Here is a 24,574-nt window from a genome sequence, read left to right as displayed (position 1 = left end):
AAAAACTCAGATGAATCTTTTTATGAGACAGTCATACGAGAGACTGAAATCAATGACACTATTTCTTTAGAAGAATATTCCCCAACGGTACCAAAGAAACAAACTTTAATTGCTCGGGGTAGACGAAGAGTATGGTTCAGAACCAGATGCGGGAGTTGGCGAAGAGGAAGAAGATATTGGTGGAGAAGATGTACGAGATATCGCTGTACAAGCTATAGAACTCGTCGAAGGGTATGGTATCCCAGGCTTGGGAGATACAGATGGGTATGGATATCATCAAGACCTTCTTGCAGGTTCTACCGCAGGTTCACTCAAAGAGCATAAACTTTGCAGATATCTTTGCAAGCAATGCTGATCTGAAAAAATATGCTAAGAATGTCAATGGCTATTTTTATGACTCTCTTACGAAATGACTTTTAAATAGAAGCTTTTTAGACGTAGATGCCCCTGAACCTTGTCATCAGCCAAAGCTTGAGGAATTGTAACACGGAATACAGCTAAATTAAAACTTTTTTTTCAAGAATATTTTCGAAATAGAAAATAGCTATTTAATATCAATTTCGGTAATACAGTAACAGAAACCTCATTTAGGACATCATAATTTTGGTTTAAAGGGAACAGGGAACAGGAAAACGTCCTAAAAATTATGGTAACTGCTGCTATATCAAAACACAGATATTGTTTAGAGATTCAAAGATTCAGGATAAACCAAAAGCTACCCCGCTTTTCAATTGTGGGTAGCTTTTCCGTGAATATTTTTGTTCGAACTAAATTGTGTTGAAGAATAAAGTACGGCAAAATTGCCGCACCCTAATATAATCAAGAAACTAATCGAGAAATTAATTTTTAGTATCTAGCAAAATTACTGAACAATTACTTACTCTCAGTAAAATCAGCATCAATTACATCATCACCACCTGTTCCCGAAGTAGAAGCACTGTCAGATGAAGAACTAGAAGCACCAGCAGAAGGACCTCCTGTAGCACCCGCACCTGCAGCATCACCACCAGCTTGTTGATAAATGTTGCTGCTGACGGAGAATAATGCTTGTTGCAGTTCTGGCATAAATTTTTGGATCTGCTCGTCGTCTTCTTTGTTAACTGCTTCGCGCAGATCCTTAATTAAACCTTCAATCTTGGTTTTGTCATCTGCGGGTACTTTATCGCCCAATTCTTCAATTTGCTTTTCGGCTTGATAAGCCAAGGAGTCAGCTTGGTTTTTGCGATCGATTTTCTCGCGACGTTCCTTATCTTCTGAAGAGAACTTCTCAGCTTCATCTACCATCCGTTCAACTTCAGACTTATCAAGGGTAGAAGCACCGGTAATACTGATAGATTGTTCCTTACCTGTACCCTTATCTTTTGCAGTAACATTCAAAATACCGTTAGCGTCGATATCAAAAGTTACTTCAATTTGAGGTACACCACGGGGTGCAGGAGGAATTCCGTCAAGACGGAAGGTTCCCAAACTCTTATTGTTGCTAGACATTTCCCGTTCCCCTTGGAGAACGTGAATTTCTACGTTGGTTTGACCATCAACTGCGGTAGAGAAGACCTCAGATTTCTTGGTCGGAATTGTGGTGTTACGAGGAATAATTTTTGTCATTACTCCACCCAATGTTTCCACACCCAAAGATAGAGGTGATACGTCTAGTAGTAAGATACCAGTAACATCACCACCAAGTACGCCCGCTTGAATCGCCGCACCAACTGCAACTACTTCATCGGGATTAACGCTTTGGTTTGGTTCTTTACCCAGTACTTTCTTTACGACTTCTTTTACTGCGGGGATACGGGTTGAACCACCAACTAGAACTACTTCGTCAATACTGGTTTTACTTAACTTTGCATCGCGCATTGCATTCTCAACGGGAATGCGACAACGGTCGATCAAGTCAGCGCAGAGCCCTTCAAATTGAGCGCGAGTTAATGTGGTGTCCAAGTGCTTAGGACCATCTTGAGTAGCGGTAATGAAGGGGAGGTTGATTTCCGCTTGGGTGACACTAGAAAGCTCAATTTTTGCTTTTTCTGCGGCTTCAGTTAAACGTTGCAGAGCTTGTTTATCTTTGCGCAGGTCAATACCTTCTCGCTTTTGAAAATCCTGTGCTAAGTAATCAACAATTTTTTTATCGAAGTCATCACCACCAAGGTGAGTGTCACCAGAAGTTGCTAAAACTTCAAATACACCATCACCAACTTCGAGAATAGAAACGTCGAATGTACCACCACCAAGGTCAAATACCAAGATAGTTTCATTGCTCTTCTTATCCAAGCCATATGACAAAGAAGCAGCAGTAGGCTCGTTAATAATCCTTAAAACTTCAATACCGGCGATTTTACCAGCATCTTTAGTTGCTTGACGCTGGGAGTCATTAAAATATGCAGGAACTGTAATAACAGCTTGAGTTACTGTTTCACCAATATATTTGCTAGCGTCATCAACGAGTTTGCGTAAAACCTGTGCAGAAATTTCTTCTGGTGCAAACTGTTTTTTCGCTTGAGGACAATCTAATTTAACGTTACCGTTACCGTCACGTACCACTTTATAGGAAACTTCTGTAGCTTCATTGGTAACTTCATCATATTTCCGTCCGAGAAAGCGCTTAACGGAATAAAAAGTATTTTCGGGGTTCATTACCGCTTGGCGCTTAGCGATTTGTCCTACCAAGCGATCGCCATTCTTGGCGAAAGCTACCACACTAGGTGTTGTCCGAAAACCTTCTGCATTGGCAATAACCGTGGGTTTACCACCTTCCATAACTGCCACGCAGGAATTAGTTGTACCTAAGTCAATTCCAACTACTTTTGCCATGTTATGTGTAGGCTCCGTATAACTACAAAAGAATGAATCAGATTATAAAGGGCTAAATTTTCATATAACTGGGTCTGATAAAATTTCCAGTTTAATAATTTATGAAAATTTTTCTGGGGTTACCTGGGACTTCGAGCCACTGGCTATCCACCACTTATGCTGATATATATACTGAGCCTGTGTAGCCAGTCGATGAAGGGTGGTTTCCCGAACCTTGATGAGGACGGTTATGCTTCATAAGCTGTTTGCGGGCTCAAAATACTTTGCATTTACTCTGTCTAATGTATGAGAATTAATACCGGCAGCCATTGGGGTGAACCGTAACTCATAAGTCGTATTTGCCGTCTTTGGGGGATTAGAGACTGGAGATTGGTGTGGCGACTGGGGATTAGTTACTGGGGATAGCACTGCGTGCCGCCTTGCGGCATATAGTGACTGGGGATTAGGGATTAGGAATAGCAAATAGCACTGTGTGCCGCTTTGCGGCGTATCATATAGCGACTGAGGATTAATAACTTTTTTTTACTTCTTACTTTTTACTTCTTAATTCTTACTTTTTACTTTTTACTTCTTAGCTAAATATGAAAATTTACGATTGGATTGTTGTTGGTGGGGGAATTGCTGGTGCTGCGATCGCGTATGAATTACAACAAAAAAACTTTAAAGTATTACTAATAGAACAGGATGCTCGACCTGATAATGCTACTCGCTACAGTTACGGTGGTTTAGCATTTTGGTCTGCTACTACGACTATCAATCGTCAACTGTGTGAAGAAGGAAAAATTTGCCATCAGGTACTCTCAGAAGAATTGTCAGGAGATACTGAATTTCGCGAATTGGATTTATTACTGACGATCCCCGTTGATATCGATCCCCAAAAAGTTAAAGAAGATTACACTCGCTTTGCTACTCCTCCAAAATTATTGACAACCCAAGAAGCTACTGAGTTGGAACCTTTATTAAATCCAGAGGTAATATCGGGGGCTTTAACTGTTAAACACGGTCATATTCATCCAGGAAAAACTACCCAAGCTTATCTTCAAGGCTTTTTGCAATCAGGAGGAGAAATCGAGATTGACAAAGTTGTCACATTCCAAAATTTGGAGAAAGTACAAAGTACAGGGGTAAATTATGCAACCATCAAAACCCTTAAAAACACTTATTATGCTGCCAATATTGCAGTTTGCGCTGGTGGTTTTAGCCGCAATTTACTAAAAGCCTCCGGTATAAACATACCGATATACTTCACCCATGCCGAAATCATTGAAACTCAACCTGTAGAACTGCAGTTGAATACTTTGGTAATGCCGGCAAATTTACAACGGTTCCAATTAGAATCAGGATCGACAAAAAGTGATGAATTATGGGACGAACCAGGTAATAAACTGGGTAATATTTTAGATCCTGGAGCGGTGCAATTTTTAGATCGAAGTTTGCGCTTGGGTCAAATTAGTTATATATTAACCGACCCCCACAGCAATATAGATGCTACAAATAGTGAAGCCTTGCTACGCGATCGCATAAAAAATATCCTACCTGCAATCGGTAAATTACCTGGATCCTTCCATCATTGTTTAGTAGCTTTTAGTAAAGACAGTTTACCTCTAATTGGTTCCCTTCCCGAACAAGATAATATTTACATTTTTTCAGGTTTTAGTAACCCTCTAGTAATTATTCCACCCTTAGCAAAGCGGTTCGCTAATTGGGTGAGCAGCTTTGAAGATGATATTATTCCTCAATTATCTCCTGAGCGCTTTGGGAGAGGTAATTGGAATTGGTAATTGGTAATTGGTAATTGGTAATGGGTAATGGGTAATGTGTGACCAAATATTCAGACCCAAAAATTAAAATAAAAAAATTAACTTAAATAGTAATGAGTCATTTCAAGTCTTCTTACTCATTACTTATTACTGTGCGCAATACCTATAGCTATAGCTGCGCTACCTACGGATCCGGTACACTAACGCTAGCTGCGCGCCCCGCTTAGGCTAACATTACTCATTACTTATTACTCATTACTTATTACTTATTACTTATTACTTATTACTCATTACTCATTTCTTATCCTAATATCCTGGAAATCATACTGTTTGCTTGTCCCACATAACCACTACCGAATAAGTTGAAATGATTGATGATGTGATACAAGTTATATAAAATTTTTCGTTTTTCATAACCTTTATTCAAAGGGAAAACTTTGTTGTAACCGCGATAAAAAGCTGCAGGAAAACCGCCGAAAAGCTCCGTCATGGCAATATCAACTTCTCGATCGGCATAATAGGTTGCGGGATCAAAAATTACTGGCTCTCCATCTTCTGTAAATCCAGCATTACCTCCCCATAAATCTCCATGCACCAATGATGGTTGAACTTGATGACCCGATAATAGTTTGGGTATAGCATTTAATAACTGTTGTGCTTGGGGAAAATGACTACCGCGCCGCTTTGCAAGCTCAAATTGATAAGCTAATCGATTTTTCACGTAAAATTCTACCCAGTTTTGCGTCCAAGTATTGATTTGGGGGGTAGCACCGATTGTGTTATTGATATTCCAACCAAACTTTTTCTCGCGACCAGTACTTAAATGATACTTATGCATTGCAGCTAATCTTTGCCCCATCTCTTCCCAGGACTTAGGATTACCCTTACCCATGCTTAACCACTCCATCACCAAGTAACAAGAGTTACCGGATACCCCAGAACAAATTGGTTTAGGGACGCGGATAGTACCAACATCATAAATTTCTTTCAAGCCCAAAGCCTCTGCTTCAAACATCGCGAGTTTGGCTGCTCGATTCATTTTGACAAAGTAGCTGCGCTGTCCATCGGAGAGAAAATAACCTTGGTTGATGCACCCACCACCAACCGAACGCCATTGCTGGGTTTGGAATTTATTACCAGTAACTTGGCTTACATGGGTGTCAATTTCAGTCCACATAATAAGATTAAATTTTGGGGTTGGGGAATTTTAAGTTTGTAATTCTGAATTTTGTAATTCTGAATTTTTTAACTCTGAAATTTGGAATTCTGAAATTTGGAATTCTGAAATTTGGAATTCTGGAATTTGGAATTCTGGAATTTGGAATTCTGAATTTTAGCTTTTGTCAGGGAAACAACCCACAACTATAAATGTGTGAGTAAAATGCGCCCCACCGCGCTAACATAAACCGACTCATTTAATGACTTTGGGCTAGATAGCGGTTTAGTCTTACGGGGTGGCTGGGCTAACATCCGTTAGAATGCATCATGTCGCTAACATAATTTATAACTGATCATTTATAACTCATAGAAAACACAATATACCTCGTGCTAGCACTACACACCATAAAAATAAAAACAGATTTACTATAACTGAAATTATACAAATCAGTACTGACATTATTCTTTAGAAGTAATGCAAAAGGGATCTTCCAAGAAATAATCTGGGAAGAAAAAATCAGATAATCTGTTTTTTATACTATGGCGATCGCTAAAACAAAAGTTGTGAGTCTTGCAAACTTTGGCTCTTCAAGAGTTATTCTTCAAGAGTCATTCTTTGGAGTCGTAATTTATAATCTTTATAATTTTTGCATGTGTAACCTGTAGATTTTGCATATATCATTTATACCGCTGGCTTGAGTGATATTACTCCATAAGCCTCAGGTGAAAGATATTTCTGTGCTGCTTCCATCAAGTCATTAGTTTCTTGAGCTTGAATGTAGTTTGGATAATCAAAAGCTACTTCTAGATTGTCAAGTAGAGTTTGATAATAACCATATAAACCGGCGCGATCGCTGGGTTTTTCATTCGCAAAAATAAATCTATTCGCAACTCGCTTGCGCACCCGAGCAATTTCTGATTCTTGAATTGTTTCCTGACTGAGTCTAGCAATATGCTTGACAATCGCTGCTTCCACTAAGGGCAAATTTTCTACTGAACAATGGGCGGAAATATAAAATGTTCCCTGCCACTTATTAGTCATATTACTTGCAGAGATATAGGAAACTAATCCCTGCTCTTCCCGTAAATCCCTAACCAGTCGGGATGTCAGCCCTTGACCTAAGACCCCAGCTAGTACATCTAACGCAAAAGTTAATTCGAGTTGATTTAATCCCGGAACTCGCCATAGCATCATCAGACGCGCTTGCTGTAGATTTTCATCAATAAATTCTTGACGAATAATTTCTGTAAATGGTTTTTCGCTATCGAGTTTTTTACTACCAATTAACCCGTCGGAATTGTAGTTCGTACTTTGGGGTAAGTGAATTTCCTTACGACTAAAAACATCCTCAAATCCCTGTTTAAGGATATCAATTAATTCTTCTTCTGGTAAATTGCCCACCGCAACTGCTGTAATTGCATCAGGTTGATACCAGTGATTATGGAAATCACGCATTTGTTGCGGCTTGAGTTGACTAATTATCGATTCTGGACCTAGTACCGGACGCCGATAAGGTAAATTCTCATATGCTAATTCCATCGCTCTACGAAAACTGCGGCGACGGGGATTATCTTCCGAACGTCTAATTTCCTCTAATACCACTAACCGCTCTCGTTCAAAAGCATCATCTGCAATTGTCGGATTAATTACAACATCAACTTGCAATGGAGCTAAATCGGCAAAATCCTTTGGAGCTGTGGTGATGTAGTAGTAAGTGTAATCCTGACTGGTTGCAGCATTAGTAACTCCACCCCTTTCTTCTACTCGACGCTCAAATTCACCTGCGACTAATCTTTGGGTACCTTTAAAGACCATGTGCTCGAGAAAATGAGCCATGCCATTAATCGTATCAGTTTCTACTGCTGACCCGACTTTACTCCACAAACTAAGGTTAACTGCTTCTACCGGAATTTGCTCCGCAAGTATTGTCAAACCATTGGACAATCTGTGAACTTTTGGAGCATTTAAACGAGGAAATTTTAATAGGGTTGAGGTCATTGGTCGCGCTCAGTGAAGCTTTTATCTCTTATATTACATATGACTTTAATAAACACAGAATCTTTGCTTTCAGTATAGAGTTTTCACTTAGTTACTAATAAGACAATTTCATCTGTTTATAAAATCACAATACTAAAAAATATGCAAGCAAAACCAGAATAAAATCTACCCAAATTTCAAATGGACATACTATAACTATAGCAATCTATATTTTACAAAACAAAAATATTCTTTAACAAAATTAAAATTTTAACTAATCTAAATTAAAAACATACTTAATGCAAACAGAGTAAATAATAATTATTGCCTGTTTTTTACAATCGCTTCCATTATTAATTTAATAAGAATTTCCAATATTTAAGGAATATATATAAAGCAGTTGTATTGTAAGTTCATTGTCAAATTTTATGTGCTTATCGATGAGATTCTCTCCAATTTTTATAATCCAAGAAGGAAATATTGCTTTACAATTAAAATTTAAATATATTGAATAATATGTATTTTTATTGCAGTTGTATCAACCAAACTGGTTGTAACTAATAATACAGCAGAACCTTGTAATTAGTAATAAAAATTTTTCTATAGTAATCTGCCAGTAAATATTAAAACAAAACCATCAAGTATTCATGGTTAATTAAACGTAAGTTGAAAAAAATATGATACATGATGGTAAGTTATTAACAGTAGATAAATAGTAAGTAATAATTATTTCATTTTGGAGTCTACATATGAATACTTCAGGATATATTTACTTATAATTAAATTAGATTTTTTGTTACTCAGTGCCCTGTTTTATTTGTAGCTACTACCTTTACTAATTCACTGTTCAAAATTTCACAATCACCTAATAACGTTAGTATGCTAAAACGCATCGAATAACATTCAATTAGATTTTATTTATGTTATTGCGACAGTGGGGAGAGAGAGTAGGATGAGACTTTAATTTATTTGGGGACATGGAATCGTGAAGTATAGTAAATAGTAATTCTTTAAGGATGTCGATAAAGCGTGTTGGTGTAATTGGTGGCGGTCAACTGGCGTGGATGATCGGTAAGGCGGCGAAGAAATTAGCGATAGAAATAATCGTACAAACGCCCAATGCTCGAGATCCAGCAGTTAGCGTCGCTAGTGATACAGTCTTTGCCTCCGTTGCTGATGCCGATGCAACAGCTAATTTAGCAAAAACATGTGATTTAATTACTTTTGAAAATGAATTTATTAATTTAGAACAATTATCAAAATTATCACAACGAGGAGTTTGTTTTCGTCCGAAATTAGATTCATTGAAGCCTTTATTAGACAAGTATAATCAACGACGATTTTTGTGCGATTTAGGATTACCCGTACCCAAGTTTGTAGCATTCGACGTAAATATGGATGCTGGTGAAGATTTGATTTGCCGACATTTGGGTTTGCCATTAGTAATAAAAGCTCGTCGTCATGGTTATGATGGTCAGGGTACTCATATTGTTGAAAATTTAAAAGATTTAAAAGCAAAATTACTGTTTTATAAACAAAATTCAACCACCACAAGCTTGTTACTGGAGCAATTTATCTCCTTTGAATCTGAGTTGGGGGTAATAGCTACTCGCTCTGCAACTGGAGAAATTGCGATCCATCCAGTTGTGGAAACTCAGCAAGAAGCACAAGTTTGTCGTCGGGCGATCGCTCCTGCGGATATTCCATCCCACACTGTGGAGGAAATAAAGAATATTGCTTCGACTATCTTAAATAAATTGGAAGTAGTCGGAACTTTCGGAATTGAGTTTTTCTTGAGTGCGGAATCTGGGTTATTAGTAAACGAAATTGCACCTCGCACTCACAATTGCGGACATTTTTCTATTGACGCTTGTCAAACTTCTCAGTTCGAGCAACATTTACGAGCGATATGTGATTTTCCCTTGGGTAACACAACAATGACTTCTCCAGGGGCTATCATGGTAAATCTTTTGGGAACAGAAAATTCCGAAAGTGACTCGCGAGAAAAATGTCAACAAATAGAACAAATTCCTCAGGCACACTTACACTGGTATGGTAAAACTGAATCGCGTCCCGGACGTAAATTGGGACATGTCACGGTTTTACTAAATACTCAGAGCCGTGATGATGCTCTCAATGTAGCCCATCAAATCGAATCTATTTGGTACTCTTGAATCTTTTTTCACTAAAATAACTGGTTAAAATTACCAGTTACCGTTAGCGGCTAGCGATAGCGTACCGGTTTGCACGCGTCTAAAGACGAATGCACGCGGCTTGCGCCGTTAGCGCAGCAAGAGGCTTTGCCGTCGCCGGATCCGTAAGGTGACGTAGTCATAGGCTCTGCCGTAAGGCTTAACCGCTCTTAGCACGGCTAGAGGCTATAACTATAGCTGCGCTACCCACGGAGCCGTTACCTATCGCTGCGCTACGTTCCGAACGGATCTGCCGTCGCCACAAAAGCTCCAGGTATTGCGTGGCGTTAGCCATATATCAGTTTCCAATAACCAGTAGACAATTTCGGATTAAAAGCTATAATAATGACGGTTGGCTGAGACGTTGGTGACTGCCATTAAAGTTTTGTGATCTATGACTTTAATAAGTAAGGGAACCAAAGTCGTCTTGTAGCGGTAAACCGGACCAGTATCCGGAAACTTTAAACGAGATGTAAGGTGCCCACCTGGTTTTACCAGGTCATAAACTTAGGTAAAACGGCGTTGCGGCTAACCCAAATAATTTAGCTCCTGGAGCCAATAATTAGGCTTGGGAGCTTTAATTTTGATTTAATTTTTTGATTTTTTTGATTTTTAGTTTCGGAACTAAGTTTTTAGGTTTATTTTCTAGATTTATTTTTTGTTCGAAGGTTCTATTTTTAGATTTGAGTGCTGGTTCTTAATTGTTGCGTCAAGCTAATAGCACAACAATAACTCCAGTATTTGAAATTCTACGAAGTTGCACGTAATGTGTAAGATATATAAACAATAAGAAATAATTTATGTACCTCAATACAAAGTGTTAATACAAGGTGTTAATACTAAATGGGTATAATTATATTTTATACAAGGTATTTAATAATATATTAAGATTGAATCAGAAGAACCTGTTACTATAACAGGCACAGATTAATCGTATAAGTAGACTCTAATTTATGGGTTTACAAAAGCTAAGATCGCAGAGAATTGGATAAAAATGTCCTTTAAAGCAGCAAAACTTATTAAGGCACTGAAATAACGACGTGTTTCCTGCTTCGGTTTTCAAATTAGATAACGGTCTAACATTCGTACATCAAGAGGTTCCTACCACTCCTGTGGTTGTGGCAGACGTTTGGGTGCGTGCTGGTACAACCTTGGAGCCTAAACCTTGGTTTGGGATAGCTCATTTTTTGGAACATATGATTTTTAAAGGAACTCCGACATTACCTGCAGGAGTATTCGATCAAAAAATTGAGAACCAAGGTGGGGTCACGAATGCTGCAACGAGCTATGACTACGTTCACTATTCTCTAACGACAGCGGCAAATAATCTCCAAGAAACCTTGCCAGATTTGGGAGAATTAGTTTTGAATGCGGCAATACCCGAAGACGAATTTCTCCGGGAACGAGATGTGGTTTTGGAAGAAATTCGTCAAGCACAAGATAATCCCGATTGGATGGTCTTTCGGTCTTTGGCTGCCGATATTTACCAAAATCATCCTTATGGACGCCCAATACTAGGAGCTGAAAGCGAAGTACGTCAGCATTCCCCGGAGGCGATGCGATGTTTTCATCATACTCACTACCAACCGGAAAATACTACGGTAGTCGTAGTTGGGGGAATCGAATCTACTTCTGCATTGGAATTAGTTGATCGCGCATTCGAACATTTTCCCAAGCGTGCTGATTACGAATTACCACAGCAAGCAACAAAACCAGTATTGTCGGGTATTACTCGTCAAGAAATGAGTTTGCCCAACTTAGGACAAGCTAGATTAATTATGGCCTGGATCGCACCAGGTGTTGAAAATTTAGATGCAGCTTATGGCTTAGATCTACTTTCAGCAATATTGGCACAGGGACGAACATCTCGACTGATTAGAGATTTGCGGGAAAACCAACAGTTAGTACAGTCAATTTATAGTAACTTCGCCTTACAAAGAGAATCGAGTTTATTTACCATCACCGCTTGGTTAGATTCAGAAAATCTGGAGCGGGTGGAGTTATTAATTCGCAACCATTTGGAAGATTTAATTTCTTTTGGATTTAGTGAAGAGGAAATTACTCGTTCTCAACGACTACTATGTAACGATTATGCTTTTTCTACGGAAACCCCCAATCAACTTGCGGGTCTTTATGGTTATTACAACACAATAGCTGAGGTTGAGCTTGCAGTTGCATATCCCGAAAAAATTCAGTCCTTTGACAGCCAAAAATTGCAAAAAATCGCCCAAGAACACCTCTCACCGAGTAATTATGCGGTGGGTATATTGAAACCCTAATAAACGTTATCAGTCATTAAATGTAGATTGTTCGCTAGTTTTTATTTTTGACTAGTGTTTAATGGCTTGTGACGAAGGACAAAGGACAAAACACAAATGACAACAATCTCGCTGCTCAAATCTACCATCAATCGCACTGTTCTTCCGAACGGAATTGTAGTGCTATCCTCAGAGAATTCAACTTGTGATATTATTGCAGCGCGGATTTTTTTCCGGGCGGGGAGTTGCAACGAACAGCCCCAGCAATCGGGTCTATCCCATTTACTTTCAGCCGTTTTAACCAAAGGATGTTCCGGACTCTCTAGCCTGGAAATTGCCGAACAAGTCGAGTCGGTCGGAGCAAGTTTAGGTGCAGATACAACTCCTGACTACTTTTTATTGTCCTTGAAAACCGTCACCGCTGACTTTACTGAAATTTTAAAATTGGCTGCCAAAATTTTACGAACGCCAACTTTTCCCCAAGCAGAAGTAGAACTCGAACAACGTATCGCTCTACAAGATATTCGTTCCCAAAAAGAACAACCATTTTCGGTGGCGTTTGAGAAACTGCGGCAGGCAATGTATCAAAATCATCCCTACTCTATGTCAGTGCTGGGAAATGAGACAACAATGGCGAGTATTTCTCGGGACGACATAGAGGAATACCACAAAACATATTTCCGTCCGGATAATATGGTGATTAGTATTGCCGGAAAAATTACCTCTGATCAAGCTGTCGCTTTAGTTGAAGATATTTTTGGTGATTGGGAATCTCCAACAGAGTCAAAGCCACCAGAACTCGAGCTACCAGATGTAAGTGCTGCGCCACAACATCAAATTACTCCCCAAGCAACTCAACAATCTATTATGATGTTGGGTTATTTGGGAACTTCGGTACTTTCTCCCGATTATGCTTCCCTAAAGTTACTCTCAACATATTTAGGAAATGGACTTTCTAGCCGTTTGTTTGTGGAGTTACGGGAAAAAAGAGGTTTAGCTTACGATGTTTCGGCTTTTTACCCCACTAGACTATTCCCCGCTTCATTTATAGTTTATATGGGTACAGCCCCTAATAATACCAGTACAGCCCTTGCAGGATTGCGTAAAGAAGTTGATTTACTTTCAAGCAAGGAAATCTCTGAATCAGCTTTAACAGCAGCAAAAAATAAAATTCTGGGACAATACGCCCTTGGGAAACAAACAAATGCTCAAATTGCTCAAATCTATGGTTGGTATGAGATTTTAGGTTTGGGGATAGACTTTGATCGCAAGTTTCAGGAACAAATTACTGCTGTGACCCAAGAAGATGCACTTGCTTGTGCTCGTAAATATTTATGGGAACCTTATGTATCGTTGGTAGGTCAAAAAGAAGCGGTTAATACTGTGTCATTAGTCTAGTCGTTTGCTTGAGAAAATACAGGATTCATGAGCCAAGACAGATTACTCTTTTTACAGCTATGCAGAGCTAGGACTGTGTATGAGCTAAAAGTGTTAATGTGTTTGTGAATGTGCTTTTGTTTTTATAAACAGTTTTACGATTAAACGGTTTTAAAATTTGGCATAAGGCAAGTCGATCCTGTAATCTATAAACTCCCAAGACGCTATCGCTGTAATTTAAATAATTTCAGTAGTATCTACCAGTTCTAGAAATAATTCATTAATTTTAGGAATTATTCATTAAATCTAGGATGATTCACCAACTCTAGGAAAATTTCAAAACTGTAAAGCATGAAGTATTCGGGGGCTAATTCCGCGATCGCGATGGAGAAAGCAAGTATTTTTAACAGCTTGCGCTCAGCATTGTCATTGAATATATCTCATAACAGTCAATTTTGTTTATTAATACTTTGTTCCTTAATACCTTTGGCGATCAGCTCTGTTAGTACTGTCTCGGTTGCTGCACAAGAGCCAAATTACCAAGTAATTATTAAAGGAAAAGTTTCTCGCCCAAATTTAAAAGTGGGTAGTAAAGGAGCATTTGTTTCAGAATTGCAAGCAGCTTTGAAACTCTTGAATTTTTATTCAGGGGAAGTAGATGGAGTTTATGACGAAAATACCGCTAACGCCGTTTCTAGTTTTCAGGTCGCCGCAGGTTTAAGTCCAAACGGTATTGTCGATAATAATACTTGGCAAACTTTGTTTCCTATTCCACCTGCTGGAGGAAGTGCAAGTGGAAATAATAACTCAGACTTTCCTGTTCCTTCGGAAGTAGCGACTATTAGAGGAAATGATATCGGTTCTGAAGAAGTTACCCGAAATATTCCAACTCGTCCAGAGCCAAGACCAGTAAAACCTCCAAAGAAGAAACCAGCGACAAAAACTCCGTCCCGCAGTCAACAATCCACTTCATCTTCTACCAAAAAACCTCCTTCTTCACAAATAATTAGTTCTTCCAAGAAACCTGGGATTCAATATACTGCACAGGGATTTCCTATTTTACGTTTGGGAATGCGTGGTGCAGAAGTATTAAAATTACAAAAACAATTAAAAAGACTGGGTTTTTTGAAAACTAGTATAGATGGAGACTTTGGTTCCCTAACAGAAACAGCAGTTAAGGCATTACAAAAACGTTACGGATTAGAAGCCGATGGCGTTGTCGGTGGAGCGACTTGGCAAATTATTAATAAACAGATCCGACGCTAACCTAAAGTAATATTGGTAGTGTTTTACAGTACACAGCCTATAGGTGGGATAATTCTGATATATTAAATTAATTTTTCCCGATTACTATTCCCCAACATCGAATTGACAGCAGGAAGAGAGTTGTTTTTCCAAATTTTTCTGTAGGGAAGCATATACTGATATTCTTTGGTGACGTACCCACATGCTCCCTTGTGGTAGAGTGTGGGCTTCTTGAACGCAGCAAGCTGAACGGAGACTCCCGGTAAGCCGTGGACATTAACCGTTAGCGCGGTGTCTTTGCAGGAGAAGCTTAAGATTCAGACTGCGCGGTACGCCCTACCGTACAGTTGAGTAATACAAAGAATACTCAAACCTTTGTATTGTCAAAGTTTTACCTACCCACGGACTAGCAACATGCTATTTACTGGGTAGAATCCTATACTGTGAGTTGTCCCCACTAAAGTGGTGCGCTTCAGCGTACAAGGTACAACAAATGTTGACCAGCATTTACAGCTTTGCCAACAAACATATAGTAACTCATTACCCCTTTGATGAGATAGGTGGTTTTTTTGACTAAGCGAGGAGGAATTTTATCCCACGCCTTCCTAGGGATAGGATATGGGGCTTACGCAGATCGAGTTAATTTTATTGAGCTAATTTTGATGCAGGACAAGTCAGTCTTTAATTTAAAGCATTGATTTTAGTTTAAAGTATTGATTTTGAGGTTTCGGGATGCAATAAGTATTCATGTATCAGATAATTCTTACTTCCCACTGATTAATTAAAAAAAGGTTATGCGACGTTTTTTATTCACTTGGTTGGGCACTGCTTTTGCCTTACTTGTTACTTCTGGTATTCTTCATTACATCAATATTGGTTTTAAAGTTGATAATTTTATGACAGCGTTATTAGCTGCATTAGTTATTGGGATTGTCAATGCTATTATTCGGCCAATTCTGAGAATTTTAGCTTCTCCGATTACTTTATTAACTTTTGGCTTATTTACATTTGTGATTAATGGTTTTACTCTCTGGCTCGCAAGCGTTTTGACTCCCAGCTATGGTTTTATCATTGAAGGACCAATAGCAGCTTTGTTGGGTTCAATTGTTCTATCTTTTGTTTGTAGTTCTATTAACTATATACTTAGACCTACTTGATTGTTAATAGGTAATGGGTAATGGGTAATGGGTAATGGGAGATAAATTTATTTTGTTCTAATCAACCTCCTAACTCCTGTCTCCTGACTCCTGTATTTTGACTTTTTACTTAATATACCCTCGTGGAGTTATCATCCATTCACAGTAGTTACGTGTATTTTGGTTACCAATTAAAACTATAGTTAGCATATCTACAGAAACATCCAACAATTTATCCAAAGTAGTGAGAGTAATTTGCTCGTCTTCGCGATAAGCCGAACGAACTACTGCAACTGTTGTGTTTGGATTGCGATGTTGTAAAAAAATATTTGTGGCAATTGTTAATTGTTTCGTACGGGTTTTCGATTTGGGATTATATAGAGCCGTGACAAAATCGGCAGCAGCAGCAGCTTGTAAACGTTTTTCAATTATCTCCCAAGGTGTCAGTAAATCGCTTAAGCTGATGGCACAAAAATCATGCATTAATGGCGTTCCTACCCGAGAAGCTGCTGCTTGTAAGGCAGTAATACCAGGAAAAATTTCGATCCCAGGAGTTTTCCCATCCCAACCACAAACTTTTAATTCTTCGAGGACTAATCCCGCCATACCGTAAATTCCACAGTCACCTGAGGAAACAACAGCTACAATCAAACCCCAATTAGCCAATTCAATTGCTCTTTGGGCTCGTTGTCTTTCCTTGGTAATTGGTAATGCTTCTATTATTTGCCCCGTTCTCAACAAAGGGCTAATTAAGTCAAGATAAAGACCATAACCAATGACTACATCCACAGATGCGATCGCAGTTTGGGCGGCGGGTGTAATTTGTTGTAATTCTCCGGGTCCAGTACCTACAAGTAAAATTTTGCCTTTTCTACCTGTATATTCTCTTTCCGATTGGGCGACAGCAACCGTCACTGCACCAGGTTGTCCTTCTAAACGGAAAATCTGTTTGGGAATCAGCATTTCCCCTTTAGTTTTCCCCTGACTGGAATTCAATATTTCTTCACTTGGCTCCTTGTCGGTATGGGAAGGATAAAACGTAGCCAATAAAGCTGCAGCTTCTGCTACACTGGGCGTTCCCACTTCCTTTGCTACTATTTGGGAAGGATTGGGTACCGATATGTGTTTGAGAATTTCGCGCCTAAAAGTTCTCAGGGGTAAATTATTGTTTGCACACAATTCTACTAAACCCACTTCATCCGATTTAATATCAATGGTGGCAATACCTGCGATCGCATCTTTTGCTAGTTGATATTCTTGGAGAGTATTTTCAATCGCAGCTTCTATTACCTTTCGTGGCGTTCCTCGTTCGCAACCAATTCCAACCCACAAAACTTTTGGATACCAGGTAATTATTGATTTTTGAGATTGATCAGTATAATTATGATCCTTGAGGTTAAATTGTGACTTCTGCTTAGAGGATTTATGGGTAGAAGGTTTATGGGTAGAATTTTTATCTGTAAAAGACCTACAAGTAATCCAAATTTCAGCTGTAGCATCAACGGTTTCTTCAAAACACAGGGAAGATTTTTCCACACCCCTTGCTGTTCGCCATATAGTAGAACCAGCTTCTTGAATTACTTGTACCGGTTCGCCCCTCACTACAGATGCACTTACAGCAGTCCAGTCTCCTTCCCCCCTACACCAACCAAAGGGAACTCCTAACATATCCACCGCTGGTAATTCTAAACTAGCTGAACCACCAGTTAATATGGGCATTGCACCAAGTTGTGTAGCAATTAGTTGGGCTAGTCGATCCCCGCCACCTTGATGTCCGCCACACAAACTAATGACAAATTGCCCCATTTCATCTATTACAATGACTGCTGGATCGCTAGATTTATTTTCTAGCAAAGGTGCAATTAATCTTACGACTGCACCTGTAGCCAAACAAAAAATAAATGCTCTTTGGTTTTGCCATAAACTAGCTACGTGTTTTTTCAGTGAAGTGTTGTAAACTTGCGTTCCTGTAATTTCAGCACAAGACTCTGGGACCCAAATATTTGCGCTATCTTTTGGTATTCCTGACGAAGACACACAAAGGGATTGCAGTTTATTTACACCTGTAGGTGCGATCGCAATTAAAGCAAGGGGAGCAAATTCAGCTAACAACAATTTGTATTACCGATAATTCTTCTTTCTTGATTTACGCTATTTATCCAATCAAGTGCAAGGTTTTGGAAAGAACGCAAATCTTTAAATCTTTATTATTTCAGTTTTCAGGACGTAATCCCTACAAATAACATTAACCATTTCTCCAAAACAACGGACGGACTGGTTAAGCTTATAATTCAAGCTTACACAGTGCTCAGATTATCCAACACGACTATTTATATTCTTGTTTATGGGTTAAATTTGTGTATCCTTAATTTATATGCAATAAAATGCATATTCAACAACTAGGAGCAAAAATTATTTAGGCTAGAAGCGAGAGTAATATGTCCTTATCCCATGCAATATTAGCTTCTTTATCTGATTCATCAAGTAGTGGCTACGATCTAGCTAAGCAATTTGATGGTTCAGTAGGTTTTTTCTGGAAAGCAACTCATCAACAAATTTATCGAGAACTCCGTAAATTAGAACAGTCAAATTGGATTAAAGCTGAGGAAATCGCTCAGGAAGGTCGTCCAGACAAAAAAGTCTTTTCAATTACAGATTTAGGAAAGCAAACTCTTCAGGATTGGATCGCTCAACCAACTGGAATATCACCAGCGAAGGAAGAAATTTTAGTTAAGCTATTTGCTGGTTACTTAGTGCCTAAAGAAACGATGATTCAGATATTGCAAGAGCAGCGCCAACACCATTGGGAGAGATTATTAACTTATCAAGAAATTAAAACAAAATATTTTCAGGATATCAATAATTGTCAATTACCTCAGAAATATCAATATTTGACACTACGTAAAGGTTTGAGATGTGAAGAGGATTGGATTGCTTGGTGTGATGAAGCAATCAGTTTTTTGAGTAATTAGTTTTTTTAAGTAATTAGCAAGAATTAGGTTTTTCAATGCATAATATCTAAGCGGATAATGACAAACCTTTAAATACCTGCTTCTTATACTGACATTTGTTGCGAAATCTTAAGGAATGTTGCGTTTGACTTGAATCTCCCTACTTAGCCGCAAAATGAGTCAAAATACCGTGGTAACATGCTTCGAGTGATATCAAGATAGGGAGAAAACCTTTGAGTCTGAGGGTTGCTGTTGTTGGCTCAGGTCCAGCTGGTTCGAGCACTGCTGAAGTATTAGCAAAAGCTGGAATTGAAACTTATTTATTTGAGCGCAAACTAGATAATGCTAAGCCTTGCGGTGGAGCTATTCCTCTATGCATGGTGAGTGAATTCGAACTTCCTCCAGACATTATCGACCGCCAAGTGCGGAAAATGAAGATGATTTCGCCTTCTAACCGGGAGGTTGATATCAACTTAGTCAATCAAGATGAATATATCGGTATGTGTCGCCGTGAGGTACTTGATGGCTACTTGCGTAATCGGGCGGCAAAATTAGGTGCAAATTTAATTAATGCTACCGTTAATAAACTTGATATTCCTACAGATAAGACACAACCATATACTATTCATTACATAGATCATTCTGAAGGTGCGGCAAAAGGTGTTGCCAAAACTCTGAAGGTCGATTTAATTGTTGGTGCAGATGGTGCTAATTCCCGAATCGCGAAAGAAATTGATGCAGGGGATTACAACTATGCGATCGCATTCCAAGAGCGGATTCGTCTACCTCAGGAGATGATGGGGTATTACGAAGATTTGGCAGAAATGTATGTTGGTGACGACGTTTCTACCGACTTCTATGCTTGGGTATTCCCCAAATATGACCACGTTGCTGTGGGTACTGGTACTATGCAGGTACACAAAGCAAGTATTAAGCAATTACAAGCTGGAATCCGTGCCCGTGCTGCTAAGAAATTAGTTGGCGGTAAAATTATTAAGGTAGAAGCTCATCCAATTCCTGAGCATCCTCGTCCTCGTCGCGTAGTCGGTAGAGTTGCTTTGGTAGGTGATGCAGCTGGTTACGTTACCAAGTCTTCAGGAGAAGGTATTTACTTTGCAGCTAAATCTGGACGGATGTGTGCTGAAACCATCGTTGAGATTTCTAATGGTGGAACTCGCATTCCTACAGAAGCAGAACTGAAGCTTTATTTGAAGCGGTGGGATAAAAAGTACGGACTCACCTATAAAGTTCTGGATATTCTGCAAAGGGTATTTTATCGTTCCGATGCTACCCGCGAAGCATTTGTGGAAATGTGCGATGACCTTGACGTACAGAGATTAACCTTTGACAGCTATCTTTATAAGACTGTTGTCCCGGCTAATCCAATTACACAGATGAAAATTACAGCTAAAACTATCGGTAGCTTAATCCGCGGAAATGCTTTGGCTCCTTAGTAAATGCTGTAGTCAAAAATTTTAAATCTAAGAACACAACAAGTTCAATTCATTATTGGGAAACAATGATTGTTGGGGAGATAGATTTCTTCTTTACTGTCTTTGTTTCCCAAATTGTTTATGTAATCGATTCATTTGGGAACTAAAAATTGTGGATTTGAATAATAAGGTGGCTCTAATTACTGGTGCCAGTAGTGGTATTGGCAAAGCGATCGCTCAAGAACTAGATTCAGTGGGAATGAAACTAGTTCTTACTGCTCGTTCTCAAGACAAATTAGAACAACTTGCTGCTTCGTTAAAAAACGCCAAAGTACTAGCGGGTGCGATTACTGACGCTCAAATGCCTTACTCTTTATTGGAATTTGCTTTAGAGTCTTACGGACGATTGGATGTAGTGATAAATAATGCAGGAGTGATGACCATAGGGGCGATTGAAGAAGTAGATATTGATTCTATTGCTCAAATGGCAAGGCTCAATGTAGAAGCGGTTTATCGTATGGCATACACTACTCTCAAGCATTTTAAAAAAGTTGGTAGTGGTTTTCTGATTAATACTTCTAGTATTGCAGGGTTGAAAACTGCACCTACTTATGGAGCTTACAACGGAACTAAACATGCAGTAGAAGCTTTTACTGATGCACTAAGGATGGAATTGGCAGGAACAGGAATCAAGGTGGCTTCAGTTGCTCCTGGGACTGTAGATACAGGACTTTATGATAATTGGACACAGGAAAATAAAGATTATATTTCTTCTGGGGGTGTATTATTGCCAGAAGATATTTCTCGTAGTGTTCGCTTCATCTTAGAACAACCAGATCATGTCCTCATTCCTCGTATGTTAGTTGTTCCTACCAATCAACCTGTGTAAGATTTAATCCTGCTTCTTTGGGCTTTATCGAGATCGGGTCGTTCCTATTGATAAGATGCGTTTGCCCTGTGCGTTTGCCCTGGGATGAATGTCATCGCGCATACGCGGAGCTGGTTGAATAATAGTAAAGTTAAAATTGTTACGACCAGAAAAAACTTTTCAGTCGCTGTTTATGTGATTAATTCAGAAAAAATAAAGAGAAAAAATAATAGAAAAATTTTGGCACTCAGTAAAAACCCGGTGAACGGGAGTGCCAATTTTGCTATTTGCGCCCCAGAGTTCACCGTTATTTATTCGACCTCCGACGCAGCTACACTTGTATCTGATGGGGGACTGCTTGGTAATTCCAAACAATAACCTGCACCATACACTGTTTTAATGTATCGGGGATGGCGGGGATCTGGTTCCAATTTAGTTCGCAGGTGGCGAATATGAACGCGAATGGTTTCAATATCGTCGTCTGGATCGTAACCCCAAACTTCCCTGAGTATTTCGCTGGGAGAAACTGTTTGTCCGTGACGTTGTAACAAACAATGTAGCAGTTCGAACTCTAGGTGTGTTAGCTTAATAGTCTGATTGAACCATATCGCCTCAAACCTTTCTGGAACTAAAGTTAAAGGTCCGTAGTTGAGAATTTCGCTGTGCTTCGCAGCCTGAGGTATGCGATCAGTACGTCGCAATAATGCCCTCACCCTAGCCAGCATTTCTTCCACTTCAAAGGGCTTAGTAAGATAATCATCCGCCCCAGCGTTAAAACCTTCTACCTTATCCTGAGTTTGACTCAAAGCTGTCAGCATCAATACCGGAATTTCCGAAGTGCGATCGTCTCGACGCAATCTTTGACAAACCGTAAATCCATCGACTCTAGGTAACATTAAATCTAACATGATCAAGTCTGGCTGCAATTGGAGTGCCAATGCTTGACCTTTAATACCGTCTTCCGCTTGGCTGACATCATAACCAGCCATTTCTAAGTTGACAGCAACTAATTCTGAGATCGCCGGATCGTCATCTATGACAAGAATTCTTGGCATTATTAAAAAATCATTACTACTTATTAAGGATAAATAAGAATCTTTGGGAATTACAAAGACTGCTGTCTTGATTATAAAAAAGAATTTAAATATAACATAAATATTAAGATAAAAGGATTGTGAGTCACTAGATAGAACTTTACTAATATGTTGTGTAATGCCGCCTATAAACCGTCTCGGTTTTTACAAAATGGTGTGCGAATGACTATATATTCTGCTTTATGGGGCAAAAGATACTGGGAGAAAACCTCAAATAGTCCCGATTTGCCTTATAAAGAACATATTTTTCGCGGATTTCAAGATGTACCCTTATATGGTTTGGTTGCGATCCCCGAAAATCCTCGCGGTACCATTATCGCCACTTACGGCATTACGGGCGACCTTGAAAGTGAGTGGTCACTCAGGATTTTGGCACGTAAAGCATATGATCGCGGCTATGCAGTGGTTTTATTTGATTGGCGCGCCCATGGTAAATCAGCGGAACTATCCCCGACTTTAACTAGTGATGGTCTATTTGAGGGGGATGATTTTGTTTGCATCGCAGCAGGTGCTGCAGCCATTGGTTGTCCAGCAAAGTTTTGGTTTGTTGGTTATTCCTTGGGAGGACAATTAGCTTTATGGGGTAATAAAGCAGCAACAGAACTCAAAAAACAAACTACTGATATTGGCATTCAATCCAATGATATTGGTGGTGTTGCAGTAGTTTGCCCTAATTTGGACTCTAGGCGATCCCTGGCTTACCTAGTTTCCTATCCTTTTGGCAGAATCATTGAAGCCAGAATTGCCAAAAATCTGGAAAAGCTTGCTTGGAAGATTCACAAAGCTCACCCTGGAACCTTAGATCCGGAAGCTATCAAACGCGCTCGGAGTATTTGGGGCTTTGATCGCGAGTTAGTAATTGGTCCATTGGGTTTCCCCAGTGTGGAAGCTTACTATGATGCTAGCAGTGCTTTGCAGTTACTACCAAACATTTTAAAGCCAACTTTAATTATTTATGCCCAAGACGATCCATTTTTTCTCCCAGATATTGTTGATGAGTTAAAAACTGCTTGCAGTGGTAACCCAGCAATTGATTTACTGTTAACCAAACATGGTGGTCATATTGGTTATATAAATAGCAAAAAAGGTCAACAACAAGCCAATGACCCAGACCCTTGGTGGGTATGGAACCGTATCGTCGAATGGGTGGAGATGCAGTGATGGAGGATTAGGGATTAGCGACTGGGAATTGGGGATAGCACTGCTGCCGCCTTGCGGCATATGGGGATTAGGATCTACACAGTGACTAGGGGCGCATCGACATGCGCCCTAATGAGTGGCTTTTTAAGTAGAAATTCCCTTAATATTGCCAGCACTTTAGACTAAAACCAGAACCTTCAATTGCAACTGCAGCAACTGCGTTTCTTTGGGGAACTAGTTCTAATAAACTCCAGTTAGAATCTGTTTTCAACTTGGCGCTTTCTCCTGGAGAGAGATTTATTTCAATTTCTTGTAATTGTGCTAACCCTGCGCCTGTTGCTTTTAAATAAGCTTCCTTACAAGTCCAATAGCGAAAAAATGTTTGTTGTTTTTGGTGTGGTGGAAGCGATCGCATGATTGAATACTCTTTAGGAGAGAAGAACTGTTTTGCAAGGTTAAGAACGTCAGAAATTGGCGAAATATACTCCAGATCTATTCCAAGTGGTCGATCGCGATTAACCGCACACAATGCTAAACCCTGAGAGTGAGATAAGTTAAAGTGCAGTCGATCTCCTCCACAAGTTTGTGCTAAAACAGGTTTACCTAAAGGTTCATAGCAAAACTCTAATTTTTGTGGCTCTATATCTAAATAACGACCCAAAATACTGCGCAGCGTAGCACGACCGGCGATGAACCTTTGGCGATGTTGCTCTTTATAAAATCGGTCAGCACGAGCAACTTCATCTGCTGATAATGTTTCTAATAGCTGTTGCACCCTTTCTTCAGGTATATCAAGATTGATTCGCCAAACATGGATCTCATCTTGTAACAGGGTTAAATTTGCTGGCACAGGTCGCCAGGTATCATTCATAACAGTCGATTTACTCATTAATAATTAACCAATGCCCAAATTTGAAAGGAGAATCATTCAATCCGACTGAGTTTACATTCACCCAAATGCGGATTTTAATTTTTAATCAACCACATCCAATTTGAAAACTTGAGCGTTGACCCAATTACAAATTATAGATATGGATGGAAGGTTTAATTTGCAAAGACTTTCCAACTTAGATGAATACTTACATCAAATATAGCAATCGCCAGCTTAGTTAGGACGTAAGGTAAGATAGATCGAGAAGTGATTAGTCTGGACAATTCCAATGGCAAGGTCTT

19 protein-coding genes and 1 other RNA gene are annotated in these 24,574 nt (G+C 39.3%); 12 read left to right on the top strand and 8 right to left on the bottom strand.

Translation table 11 applies throughout. The features are described from left to right. Window positions 1-109: 109 nt before the first annotated feature. The gene (locus BC008_RS00085) at window positions 110-355 is read left to right on the top strand and encodes a hypothetical protein (protein WP_058182911.1); all 246 of its coding nucleotides are present in this window, start codon (window positions 110-112) and stop codon (window positions 353-355) included. Window positions 356-873: 518 nt separating this feature from the next. Here BC008_RS00085 and dnaK read toward each other — a convergent pair. Beyond that, on the bottom strand, window positions 874-2,811 hold the full coding sequence (gene dnaK / locus BC008_RS00080) for a molecular chaperone DnaK (protein ID WP_027842766.1): 1,938 nt from the start codon (window positions 2,809-2,811) through the stop codon (window positions 874-876). Window positions 2,812-3,392: 581 nt separating this feature from the next. On the opposite strand from dnaK, the gene BC008_RS00075 reads away from it, so the two are divergent. Next, a complete protein-coding gene (locus BC008_RS00075; RefSeq protein WP_027842767.1) occupies window positions 3,393-4,592 on the top strand; it encodes an NAD(P)/FAD-dependent oxidoreductase in 1,200 nt (399 codons plus the stop codon). A 280-nt stretch (window positions 4,593-4,872) separates the two neighbouring features. Here BC008_RS00075 and BC008_RS00070 read toward each other — a convergent pair whose 3' ends face one another. From BC008_RS00070 to BC008_RS00065, 3 genes are all read right to left on the bottom strand, one after another. Continuing rightward, window positions 4,873-5,748, bottom strand: coding sequence for a fructosamine kinase family protein (locus BC008_RS00070; protein WP_027842768.1), 876 nt, complete (start codon window positions 5,746-5,748; stop codon window positions 4,873-4,875). A gap of 68 nt (window positions 5,749-5,816) precedes the next feature. After that, window positions 5,817-5,933 (bottom strand): pentapeptide repeat-containing protein, encoded by a 117-nt coding sequence (locus BC008_RS52580; protein WP_082650443.1) that lies wholly within the window; start codon window positions 5,931-5,933, stop codon window positions 5,817-5,819. 478 nt (window positions 5,934-6,411) lie between these two features. Beyond that, window positions 6,412-7,728, bottom strand: coding sequence for a M16 family metallopeptidase (locus BC008_RS00065; protein ID WP_027842769.1), 1,317 nt, complete (start codon window positions 7,726-7,728; stop codon window positions 6,412-6,414). Window positions 7,729-8,729: 1,001 nt separating this feature from the next. Here BC008_RS00065 and BC008_RS00060 point away from each other — a divergent pair. Beyond that, window positions 8,730-9,881, top strand: a complete 1,152-nt coding sequence (locus BC008_RS00060; RefSeq protein ID WP_027842770.1) for a 5-(carboxyamino)imidazole ribonucleotide synthase — start codon at window positions 8,730-8,732, stop codon at window positions 9,879-9,881. Window positions 9,882-10,059: 178 nt separating this feature from the next. Here the strand turns inward: BC008_RS00060 and BC008_RS52000 are convergent, their stop codons facing one another. Continuing rightward, entirely contained in the window at window positions 10,060-10,194 is a 135-nt protein-coding gene (locus BC008_RS52000; RefSeq protein ID WP_268768181.1) for a hypothetical protein, read from the bottom strand. Between the two features lie 55 nt (window positions 10,195-10,249). On the opposite strand from BC008_RS52000, the gene ssrS reads away from it, so the two are divergent. The 5 genes from ssrS (at window position 10,250) to BC008_RS00040 (ending at window position 15,936) form a co-directional block, all read left to right on the top strand. Beyond that, window positions 10,250-10,434: non-coding RNA, 6S RNA (gene ssrS / locus BC008_RS45655), on the top strand. Between the two features lie 505 nt (window positions 10,435-10,939). Continuing rightward, window positions 10,940-12,178, top strand: a complete 1,239-nt coding sequence (locus BC008_RS00055) for a M16 family metallopeptidase (protein ID WP_027842771.1) — start codon at window positions 10,940-10,942, stop codon at window positions 12,176-12,178. A 96-nt stretch (window positions 12,179-12,274) separates the two neighbouring features. After that, entirely contained in the window at window positions 12,275-13,555 is a 1,281-nt protein-coding gene (locus tag BC008_RS00050) for a M16 family metallopeptidase (RefSeq protein ID WP_027842772.1), read from the top strand. 330 nt (window positions 13,556-13,885) lie between these two features. Further along, window positions 13,886-14,800, top strand: coding sequence for a peptidoglycan-binding domain-containing protein (locus BC008_RS00045; RefSeq protein WP_235595757.1), 915 nt, complete (start codon window positions 13,886-13,888; stop codon window positions 14,798-14,800). Between the two features lie 773 nt (window positions 14,801-15,573). Next, on the top strand, window positions 15,574-15,936 hold the full coding sequence (locus BC008_RS00040) for a phage holin family protein (RefSeq protein ID WP_058182910.1): 363 nt from the start codon (window positions 15,574-15,576) through the stop codon (window positions 15,934-15,936). 105 nt (window positions 15,937-16,041) lie between these two features. Here BC008_RS00040 and cobJ read toward each other — a convergent pair whose 3' ends face one another. Next, a complete protein-coding gene (cobJ, locus tag BC008_RS00035; RefSeq protein WP_072207665.1) occupies window positions 16,042-18,030 on the bottom strand; it encodes a precorrin-3B C(17)-methyltransferase in 1,989 nt (662 codons plus the stop codon). Between the two features lie 323 nt (window positions 18,031-18,353). On the opposite strand from cobJ, the gene BC008_RS00030 reads away from it, so the two are divergent. From BC008_RS00030 to BC008_RS00020, 3 genes are all read left to right on the top strand, one after another. Next, entirely contained in the window at window positions 18,354-18,887 is a 534-nt protein-coding gene (locus BC008_RS00030; protein ID WP_027842774.1) for a PadR family transcriptional regulator, read from the top strand. A 212-nt stretch (window positions 18,888-19,099) separates the two neighbouring features. Further along, the gene (chlP, locus tag BC008_RS00025) at window positions 19,100-20,320 is read left to right on the top strand and encodes a geranylgeranyl reductase (RefSeq protein WP_027842775.1); all 1,221 of its coding nucleotides are present in this window, start codon (window positions 19,100-19,102) and stop codon (window positions 20,318-20,320) included. Window positions 20,321-20,471: 151 nt separating this feature from the next. After that, window positions 20,472-21,188: an SDR family oxidoreductase gene (locus tag BC008_RS00020; RefSeq protein ID WP_036265190.1), complete on the top strand. Its 717-nt coding sequence runs from the start codon at window positions 20,472-20,474 to the stop codon at window positions 21,186-21,188. Between the two features lie 290 nt (window positions 21,189-21,478). Here the strand turns inward: BC008_RS00020 and BC008_RS00015 are convergent, their stop codons facing one another. Continuing rightward, the gene (locus tag BC008_RS00015; RefSeq protein ID WP_027842777.1) at window positions 21,479-22,222 is read right to left on the bottom strand and encodes a response regulator transcription factor; all 744 of its coding nucleotides are present in this window, start codon (window positions 22,220-22,222) and stop codon (window positions 21,479-21,481) included. 147 nt (window positions 22,223-22,369) lie between these two features. Here BC008_RS00015 and BC008_RS00010 point away from each other — a divergent pair, with 147 nt between their 5' ends. After that, the gene (locus BC008_RS00010) at window positions 22,370-23,422 is read left to right on the top strand and encodes a YheT family hydrolase (RefSeq protein WP_027842778.1); all 1,053 of its coding nucleotides are present in this window, start codon (window positions 22,370-22,372) and stop codon (window positions 23,420-23,422) included. Between the two features lie 139 nt (window positions 23,423-23,561). Here BC008_RS00010 and hetI read toward each other — a convergent pair whose 3' ends face one another. Beyond that, window positions 23,562-24,290 (bottom strand): 4'-phosphopantetheinyl transferase HetI, encoded by a 729-nt coding sequence (gene hetI / locus BC008_RS00005; protein WP_027842779.1) that lies wholly within the window; start codon window positions 24,288-24,290, stop codon window positions 23,562-23,564. Between the last annotated feature and the right edge of the window lie 284 nt (window positions 24,291-24,574).

It is taken from the genome of Mastigocoleus testarum BC008, assembly GCF_001456025.1.
Classification (GTDB): domain Bacteria; phylum Cyanobacteriota; class Cyanobacteriia; order Cyanobacteriales; family Nostocaceae; genus Mastigocoleus; species Mastigocoleus testarum.
Note: the sequence above shows the minus strand (reverse complement) of the source record. Positions and strands in the feature narration are given on the sequence as shown.